Origin of the sequence: Amycolatopsis anabasis, assembly GCF_009765355.1 — a bacterium.
Classification (GTDB): Bacteria; Actinomycetota; Actinomycetes; order Mycobacteriales; family Pseudonocardiaceae; genus Amycolatopsis; species Amycolatopsis anabasis.
Genome location: NZ_VTHK01000058.1, coordinates 37275 through 46388, shown reverse-complemented (window position 1 = coordinate 46388; position 9114 = coordinate 37275). Strand labels below are relative to the sequence as shown.

Sequence of the window (9114 nt, the reverse complement as noted above, 5' to 3'; positions counted from 1 at the left end):
GACCAGCGACGAGCCGGTGGTGGAGCAGTTCCTCAACGGCCGCCGCCTCGGCCCGATCGGCATGTCCGAGGAGAAGGACTCCGCGCAGATGGCCCGCGAGCAGGCGCACGCGGAGGCCGGGCATTTCGACGGTCCGGACGAGGACGTGCGCGGCATCGTGCCGCAGTTGCAGCCGACGCCCGGGCTGCCGGTCCGCAACGCCGTGCGGCGCCGCAAGGACCGGGTGATGAAGATCCTGCACACCCTGCCGCCGCTGGCGCAGCACGGGATCCTGGCCAGCCTCACGCCCGAGGAGCGCGCCCGGTACCGGGTGCAGCCGCCGCGCGGTCACCGGCGTGACTCGGTGGTGCCCGCGTTCGGCCCGGGGAGCAGGCGATGACCCAGCTCGTTTCCCAGGCGCCGCAGAAGGCCCTCGCCGCGATGCGGGAGTTCGGCCGGATGTGCGCGATGGGCCTGGACATCATCATCGCGATCTTCAAGCGGCCGTTCCAGGCGCGGGAGTTCATCCAGCAGTTCTGGTTCATCGCGAGCGTGTCGATCACCCCGGCCCTGCTGGTGTCGATCCCGTTCGGTGCGGTGATCTCGTTGCAGATCGGCGGGCTCACCAGCCAGATCGGGGCGCAGCAGGCGAACGGCGCGGCCAGCGTGCTGGTGGTCATCCAGCAGGCCAGCCCGATCGTCACCACCCTGGTCATCGCCGGGGCCGGTGGTTCGGCGATCTGCGCGGACCTGGGTTCCCGGACGATCCGCGAAGAGATCGACGCGATGCAAGTGCTGGGCGTTTCGCCGATCCAGCGGCTCGTCGTGCCCCGGGTGCTCGCCGCGATGCTGGCCTCGGTGCTGCTGAACGGCATGGTCAGCGTGGTCGGGGTGGTCGGCGGCTACTTCTTCACGGTGGTGGTGCAGGGCGGGACGCCCGGGGCTTATCTGGCCAGTTTCAACATGCTCGCGCAGCTGCCGGACCTGTGGATCAGCACGCTGAAGGCGGCGATCTTCGGGTACCTCGCCGGGGTGGTGGCCGCCTACCGCGGGCTCAACCCGAAGGGCGGGCCGAAGGGCGTCGGCGACGTGGTCAACCAGTCGGTGGTCATCACGTTCCTGCTGCTGTTCTTCGTCAACACCGTGCTCACCGCGCTGTACCTGCAGCTCGTCCCGGCGAAGGGAACGTGACCGTGGCGACCATTCCGGACCGGGCACGGGCGGTGCTGAACCGACCCGGCGACACCATGTTCAAGCTCGGCGACCAGCTGCTCTTCTACGCCCGCGCGCTGGCCGCGATCCCGCTGACGCTGGGCAAGTACTTCCGCGAGGTGGTGCGGCTGCTCGCCGAGGTGACCTTCGGCAGCGGCGCGCTCGCGGTGATCGGCGGGACCGTCGGCGTGATGGTCGGCCTGTGCATCTTCACCGGCGTCACGGTCGGCCTGCAGGGGTACAACGCGCTGAGCCAGATCAACATCTCGGCGATGACCGGGTTCCTCACCGCCTACTTCAACACCCGGGAGATCGCCCCGCTGGCGGCCGGGCTCGCGCTTTCCTCCACGGTGGGCTCGGGTTTCACCGCGCAGCTCGGCGCCATGCGGATCTCCGAGGAGATCGACGCGCTCGAGGTCATGGCGGTGCGCAGCATGCCGTTCCTGGTCACCACCCGGATCGTCGCCGGGTTCCTGGCGATCATCCCGCTGTACGTGATCGGGCTGCTGATCTCCTACACCGGTTCCCGGATGACCACGGTGCTGTTCTTCGGCCAGTCCGGCGGCACCTACGACCACTACTTCCGGATGTTCCTGCCGCCCGGGGACGTGCTGTGGTCCTTCGGGAAGGTGCTGGTGTTCAGCGTCGCGGTCATCCTCACGCACTGCTTCTACGGCTACCGCGCGTCCGGCGGCCCGGCGGGCGTCGGGGTCGCGGTGGGCCGCGCGGTGCGGACCTCGATCGTGCTGATCAGCGTCCTGGATCTGTTGCTGAGCATGGCGATCTGGGGCTCGACCACGACCGTGCAGGTGTCCGGATGAGTAAATCGGGACGTGGTGCGCGGTTCGGCACCCAGCTCGCGGGCGTGGCCTTCCTGGTCATCCTCGCGCTGCTGGTGTGGTTCACGGTGGCCATCTACGACAAGCGGTTCACCCCGACCGCGATGGTGACGCTGAAGACCGACCGGGTCGGCAACCAGCTCGAGCCCAGCTCCGAGGTCAAGGTGCGCGGCGTCCCGTTCGGCGAGGTGCGCGCGGTCCGCAGCAGCGGGGACGGCGCGGAGATCGACCTCGCGATGGACCCGGCGCGGATCGGGGAACTGCCGAGCAACGTGTCGGCGCGCCTGCTGCCCAAGACCGCGTTCGGCCAGCGGTACGTGAACCTGGTGCTCCCGGACCAGCCGGACACGCGGAAACTCGCCGCCGGGGACGTGATCCCGCAGGACCGGTCGCGCAACGCGATCGAACTGGAACGGGTGCTCGGCGACCTGCTGCCGCTGCTGCGCGCGGTGCAGCCGCAGAAGCTCAACAGCTCGCTCGGCGCGATCGCGCAGGCGCTGGACACCCGCGGGAAACCGCTGGGCGACAGCATCGTCAAGCTCAACGACCTGCTGGCCCAGACGAATCCGCTGATGCCGCAGTTCAAAGCGGACATCACCGGGCTCGCGGACGTGTCGGACGTCTACGCCGCGGCCGCGCCGGACATCCTGCGCGCGCTGGCCGATCTGGCGGTCCCCGCGAAGACCGTGGTGGACCAGAAGGAGAACCTGCAGGCGTTGTTCTCCAGTGTCACCACGGCTTCCGGGGACCTGAACGACTTCCTGCGGAAGAACAAGGACAGCATCATCGGGCTGTCCGAGTCGAGCCGGCCGACGCTGGAGCTGCTGTCCCGGTACTCCCCGGAGTTCCCGTGCCTGTTCGACGCGGTGAACCGGATGAAACCGCTGATGGAGAAGGCGCTGGGCAAGGGCACCGGGGAGCCCGGCCTGCACCTCGAGCTGTCGGTGCAGCAGCCGCGCGGGAAGTACGTGCCCGGTAAGGACGATCCGGTCTACAACGCGAGCGGTGGACCGCGGTGCCCCGGTCAGGGCGTCTCGGGCGGCGGCGCCGCGGCCGGTTCCCCGGAGGAGCACCAGGTCGTTTCCGAAATCCTCGGGGCGGTGATGGGCACTTCCCCGTCGGAGGTGCCCAGCTGGAGCAGCCTGCTGGTCGGCCCCCTGCTGCGCGGAACGGAGGTGACCCTCAAGTGAAAGGCCTCGCGGGCCCGTTCCTCAAGGGCGCGATCTTCTTCCTGGCCACCGCACTCGCGACCGTGGCGCTCGGCATCACGATCGCCAACGTCGGGGTGAGCAACACGGTCGGCTACACCGCCCGGTTCGCCGACGCCACTTCGGTCAATCCCGGCGACGAGGTGCGCATGTCCGGTGTCCGCATCGGACAGGTCGACGGCGTCAAGGTGGTCGACCGGCGGCAGGCCGAGGTGGACTTCTCGGTGGACGCCAACCGGAAACTCTCCGCCGCGGCCACCGTGGCGATCCGGTACCGCACCCTGGTCGGCCAGCGCTACCTGGCCATCGACCAGGGCCCGGCGTCCACTTCGGACACCCTCCGGCCCGGGGCGTACATCCCGATCGAGCGCACCACCCCGGCGCTGGACCTGACCACCCTGTTCAACGGCTTCAAACCGCTGTTCCAGGCGTTGAACCCGAACGACGTGAACCAGCTCTCGTTCGAGATCATCCAGGTGCTGCAGGGCGAAGGCGCGACCGTGGACAGCTTCCTCAAGCACACGGCCGGGCTGACCGCCACCCTGGCGAACAAGGACCAGGTGATCGGGCAGGTGATCGGCAACCTGAACACCGTCCTGGACACCGTGAACGCCAAGGGGGACCAGCTCGCGAGCCTGGTGGACACCACCGAGCAACTGGTCCGCGGGCTCGCCGCCGACGCGAAGCCGATCGGCGACGCGATCGGGGGCCTGGGTGAGCTGAGCAGCAGCACCGCGGAGCTGCTCCAAGCGGGCCGCCAGCCGCTCAAGGACAGCATCAACACCCTCGGCGACCTGTCCCGCAACCTGGCCGACAACACCCCGGTGTTCGAGCAGTTCCTGAAGAACCTGCCGACCAAGTACGACCGGATCGGCAGGCTGTTCTCCTACGGCTCCTGGTTCAACGCCTACCTGTGCGCGGCGAAGTCCGACGCGCCACCCGCGCCCGGCGGCCCGCCCGTGGGATTGCCCGTGACCCAGGGGAGGTGTAGGTGATGCGGTTCAAGCCTTCGGAGTGGAAGCCGTTCCGGGAGCGCAATCCGGTCATCGTCGGTTCGCTCACCGCGGCCGTGATGGTCGTGCTCGGCACCGCCGCGTTCTTCTCCGAGGACCTCCCGATCGTCGGCGGCGGCACCACGTATGCCGCCGAGTTCACCGAATCGGCGGGGCTCAAGAGCGGGGACGAGGTCCGGGTGGCCGGGGTGAAGGTCGGTGAGGTCACCGGCGTCGAGCTGGCCGGGAACCACGTCGACGTGAAGTTCAAGGTCAAGGACATCTGGCTGGGCGACCGCACCACGGCCTCGATCAAGATCAAGACCTTGCTGGGGCAGAAGAACCTGGTGCTCGATCCGATCGGCGGCGGCGCCCTCGATCCGGACAACCCGATCCCGCGGGACCGCACCACGTCGCCGTACGACGTCACCGAGGTCTTCAACGACCTGGCGAACACGGTCGGCACGATCGACTCCGGTCGCCTCGCGGAAAGTTTCCGCACCCTGTCCGCGACCCTGGGCGCTTCGACCCCGCAGGACGTGCGGACCGCGCTGGACGGGATGTCCGCCCTGTCGCGGACCCTGGCTTCGCGGGACGAGGAGCTGACGAAACTGTTCGCCGGGACCAGCCAGCTGTCCAAGACCCTCGGCGACCGCACGCAGCAGGTGGAATCGCTGATCCGCAACGGGAACACGCTGCTGACCGAGCTGAACGCGCGCCGGGACTCGATCGCGAAGCTGTTCGAGGGCACCAAACAGCTCGGCATCCAGCTCAAGGGCCTGGTCGCGGACAACCAGGCGACGCTCGGCCCGGCGCTCGACCAGCTCGAGCGGGTGACGACCGTGCTGCAACGCAACCAGGACAAGCTCACCGAGAGCCTGCGCCTGGCCGGACCGTACTACCGGTTGCTGGGCAACGCGGTCGGCAACGGCCGCTGGATCGACGCCTACATCTGCGGGCTGGTGCCGTCCGGCCCGCCCGGGAGCTGCCAGCCGCCGAAGGGAGCGGGCCGATGACGCACGCGCTGGAGGATCTGGGCGCGCGGGCCCGGCGGCGGACCCTGTTCCGCCTGCTGGCCCTGGGGGTGGTCGCGGCACTACTGGTGACCGCGGCCTGGTCGATCTTCACCGGCGGCGGGGACAAGAAGATCACCGCGTACTTCGCCGCCGCGGTCGGCATCTACCCGGCCTCGGACGTCCGGGTGCTCGGGGTCACCGTCGGCACGGTCGACGCGGTCGAACCGCAGCCGGAGCGGGTCAAGGTGACGATGACCGTCGACGGGGACGTGGAACTGCCGGCCGAAGCGTCCGCGATCGTGGTCACCCCGAGCCTGGTCGCCGACCGCTACGTGCAACTGACCCCGGTGTACTCCGGGGGCGAGCAACTCGCCGACGGGGCCGAGATCCCGCAGGCGCGGACCGCGACCCCGGTCGAGGTGGACCAGCTGATGTCCAGCCTCAACGATCTGGCCACCGCGCTCGGGCCGAACGGCGCCAACGCCGACGGCGCGGTCACCGAACTGCTCAACCAGGGCGCGAAGACCTTGGACGGCAACGGGAAACCGATGGGCGAGGCGATCAAGCAGCTCGGCGAGTTCGCTCGGACCCTGAGCGGTTCCAAGGACCAGCTCTTCGGCACGGTCGACAACATCAGCAAGTTCACCTCGATGCTCGCCGCGAACGACGATCAGGTGAACCAGGCTTCCCAGCAGCTCACCTCGATCACCAAGGTGCTCGCCGACCAGCGGCAGGAGTTCTCCGGCGCGCTGAACGAGCTGACCCAGGCGCTGGGCACCGTGCAGGGCTTCATCCGGGACAACCGGGACAAGGTCAAATCCAATGTGGACAAGCTGGCCGGGATCGCCAAGATCCTCGCCGACCAGAAGGGTTCGCTGTCCGAAGCGATGGACACCGCGCCGAACGCGCTGACCAGCCTGCTCGGGGCCTACAACCCGCAGTCCAAGACGCTGGACGGGCGCGGCAACCTGCTCGAGTACTACCCGAAGCCCGGCGGCGGCAGTGCCGCCGCCACGGTCTCGGTGTGCGGGATGAACGACAAACTCGACGTGGCCGCCCTGCCCGCCGCGCTGATCAACGACTGCGCGTCGGTGAAACCGCGGTCCGACGGCCTGGTCGCGCAGCCGGAGTCCGCCGCGGACTCCCTGCCGGTGATGCCGCTGCCGACGGTCGGCGCGGTGTACTCGTCGGCGCCGAAGGAAGGTGGGCACTGATGGCCGCGAAACGCCGGACCGGCCGGGTACTGGCCGTCGCACTGCTGGCCGCGCTCACCGCCGCGTGCGGCACCACCGCGGACAGCGTTTACGATCTGCCGCTGCCCGGCGGCGTCGCGCTCGGCGACCACCCGTACCGGGTCACCGCGAGCTTCACCAACGTGCTCGATCTGGTGCCGCAGTCCGGGGTGAAGGTCAACGACGTCGCGGTCGGGCGGGTGGCCAAGGTCGAACTCGCCCCGGACGGCCGCAGCGCCCAGGTGATCCTGGAGTTGAACGGGGACGTCCAGCTCCCGGCGAACGCCGTGGCGCGGGTGCGGCAGTCCAGCATCCTCGGCGAGAAGTTCGTCGATCTCGCCCCGCCCGGGGACGCCACCCCGGTGGGCCGGTTGACCGACGGGGCGGTGATCCCGTTGAACCGCTCCAGCCTCGCCCCGGAGATCGAGGAGGTCTTCGGCGCGTTGTCGTTGCTGCTCAACGGCGGCGGGGTCGCGCAGATCCAGACCATCACGCGCGAGCTGAACCACGCGCTCGGCGGCAAGGAGAGCGCGGCGCGTTCGCTGGTGGAGAACCTGAACACGTTCGTCGGCGGGCTCGACGAGCACAAGGCGGAGATCACCCGCGCGCTGGACAGCGTCAACAAGCTTTCCGCGACGCTCGCCCAGCACACCGGCGAGATCAATGCCACGCTGACCGATCTCACCCCCGGGATCGGTGTCCTGGCCGAGCAACGCGAGGCGCTGACCGGGATGCTCAACTCGCTCGCGAATCTGACCAATGTCGCGGTGGACACGGTGAACAAGAGCAAGGACGATCTGGTGGCCGATCTCCGCGCGCTCGAACCGACGCTGCGCAAACTCGCCGACTCCGGGTCGGCGCTGCCCCAGGCGATGGAGATGCTGCTGACGTTCCCGTTCCCGGACAGTGCGCTCGACGCGATCCGCGGTGACTACCTGAACGGGTTCGTGCACCTGGACACGCGCACCGCGGGCGCCCTGATGGGGGGTGGGCGCTGATGTTGACCCGTCTGGTGCGCGTGCAGGTCGTGCTGTTCCTGGTGATCGCGATCGTCGGGGTGGCCTACGTGGGCGCGAGCTACGCCGGGCTGGACAAGTTGCTGTGGGACCGCGGTTTCACGGTCAAGGCGCGGTTCGTCAGCGGCGGCGGCGTGTTCACCAACTCGGAGGTGACCTACCGCGGGGTGGCCGTGGGCCGGGTGGGGCAGCTCCGGCTCACCGCCACCGGGATGGAAGCGGATCTGCACATCGAACCCGGTACGCCCGCGGTGCCCGCCGACGTGGAAGCCGTGGTGGCCAACCGGTCCGCGGTGGGGGAGCAGTACGTGGACCTCCGGCCGCGGCGCGACGGCGGCCCCTCGCTCGCCGAGGGCTCGGTGATCGAACAGCGGGACACCCGGATCCCGCTGCCGGTGGACGTGGTGCTGAGCAGCCTGTCCTCGCTCGCCGATTCGGTGCCCAAGGACTCGCTGCGCAAGGTGGTGGACGAGCTCTACGAGGCGACCTCCGGCGCGGGGCCGAACCTGGAAACGTTGGTGGACCGCGGGATCGAGTTCATCCAGACCGCGACCCAGCACGTCCCGCAGGTGACCCGGTTCGTCACCGACGCGCAAACCGTGCTCGACACCCAGAAACGGCAGTCCGAGGCGATTTCCTCCTTCGGCGCCAACGCCCGCCTGCTCGCCGAGACGATCAAGAACTCCGACGGCGACCTGCGCAAGCTGATCCCGGCGGTGCCGGCGGCGGCGCAGGAGGTGAGCACCGTGCTCCGGGACAGCGGCCCCAATCTCGGTGTGCTGTTGGCGAACCTGCTCACCACCGCCGACGTGATGGAGGTCCGGCAGCGCGGCCTCGAGCAGTTGCTGGTCACCACCCCGCAGGCCATCGCGGCCGGATCGTCGGTGATCCGCGACAACGGCGTGCACCTCGGGCTGTCGCTCACCTTCTTCGATCCGCCGCCGTGCACCAGCGGCTACGGCGGAACCCAGTACCGCAACGGCCTGGACACCACGCCGGGCCAGCCGCTGAACACCGGTGCGCGGTGCACCCTGCCCAAGGGCGACCCGACCGGCGTGCGCGGATCGCAGAACGCGCCGAAACCGGGGCGGTGACCGGTGATGGCGGGGAAGCCCCGGGGCGCCCAGTTCTGGACCGCCTTCGCCACCGCGCTCATCGCGGTCGCCGCGGTGGTCTGGTTCGGACTGTCCTGGTGGACCGCCGAACACGACGACGGCCTGCGGCAGGGCGCGGTCCGGGAGGAGGTGCTCAGCGCCGGGCGGCAGGGGATCGCGACGCTCAACACGCTCGACTACCGGCGGGTCGACGACGGCTACCGCCGCTGGCTGGACGCGTCCACCGGCGCGCTGCACGACGAGCTCGCGCAGAACCCCGACGCGAGCAAGGCCAAGATCGGGCAGGCGAAGGCCGTCTCGATCGGGAAGGTGGTGGACGCGGCGGTCACCGAGCTGGACGAGGACGCGGGCAAGGCCAAGGTCATCGCCGCGCTGGAGACCACGGTGACCCCGGAGGGCGGCCAGGAAGTGACCAAGCACAACCGGTTCGAGGCCGAACTGACCCGGACCGGCGCCGAATGGAAGTTGAACGCGGTCGGCCAGGTGCCGGTCGCCGAACCGTGAG

General features: G+C 69.6%; 9 protein-coding genes and 1 pseudogene. All 10 read left to right on the top strand.

Features of this window, described 5'->3' with window-relative positions:
- Window positions 1-379: pseudogene (locus FXO23_RS51975) on the top strand (ABC transporter ATP-binding protein); the annotation flags it as partial.
- Window positions 376-1170, top strand: a complete 795-nt coding sequence (locus FXO23_RS42075; protein ID WP_158893015.1) for an MlaE family ABC transporter permease — start codon at window positions 376-378, stop codon at window positions 1168-1170. The pseudogene FXO23_RS51975 and the gene FXO23_RS42075, both read left to right, overlap by 4 nt.
- Window positions 1171-1226: 56 nt before the next feature.
- Window positions 1227-2012, top strand: coding sequence for an MlaE family ABC transporter permease (locus tag FXO23_RS42070; protein ID WP_158893033.1), 786 nt, complete (start codon window positions 1227-1229; stop codon window positions 2010-2012).
- Entirely contained in the window at window positions 2009-3220 is a 1212-nt protein-coding gene (locus FXO23_RS42065) for an MCE family protein (protein ID WP_158893013.1), read from the top strand. Before FXO23_RS42070 ends, FXO23_RS42065 begins: the two co-directional genes overlap by 4 nt.
- Window positions 3217-4233: an MCE family protein gene (locus FXO23_RS42060; protein ID WP_158893011.1), complete on the top strand. Its 1017-nt coding sequence runs from the start codon at window positions 3217-3219 to the stop codon at window positions 4231-4233. Before FXO23_RS42065 ends, FXO23_RS42060 begins: the two co-directional genes overlap by 4 nt.
- Window positions 4233-5246, top strand: coding sequence for an MCE family protein (locus tag FXO23_RS42055; protein WP_158893009.1), 1014 nt, complete (start codon window positions 4233-4235; stop codon window positions 5244-5246). Before FXO23_RS42060 ends, FXO23_RS42055 begins: the two co-directional genes overlap by 1 nt.
- Window positions 5243-6460 carry an MCE family protein gene (locus tag FXO23_RS42050; RefSeq protein WP_158893007.1) on the top strand — a complete coding sequence of 406 codons (1218 nt, stop codon included), beginning with the start codon at window positions 5243-5245 and terminating at the stop codon, window positions 6458-6460. Before FXO23_RS42055 ends, FXO23_RS42050 begins: the two co-directional genes overlap by 4 nt.
- A complete protein-coding gene (locus FXO23_RS42045) occupies window positions 6460-7476 on the top strand; it encodes an MCE family protein (protein WP_158893005.1) in 1017 nt (338 codons plus the stop codon). Before FXO23_RS42050 ends, FXO23_RS42045 begins: the two co-directional genes overlap by 1 nt.
- Window positions 7476-8588: an MlaD family protein gene (locus FXO23_RS42040; protein WP_158893003.1), complete on the top strand. Its 1113-nt coding sequence runs from the start codon at window positions 7476-7478 to the stop codon at window positions 8586-8588. The genes FXO23_RS42045 and FXO23_RS42040 overlap by 1 nt, the downstream gene beginning before the upstream one ends.
- A 6-nt stretch (window positions 8589-8594) precedes the next feature.
- Window positions 8595-9113, top strand: coding sequence for a hypothetical protein (locus FXO23_RS42035; protein ID WP_158893001.1), 519 nt, complete (start codon window positions 8595-8597; stop codon window positions 9111-9113).
- The last annotated feature ends 1 nt before the right edge of the window (window position 9114 follow it).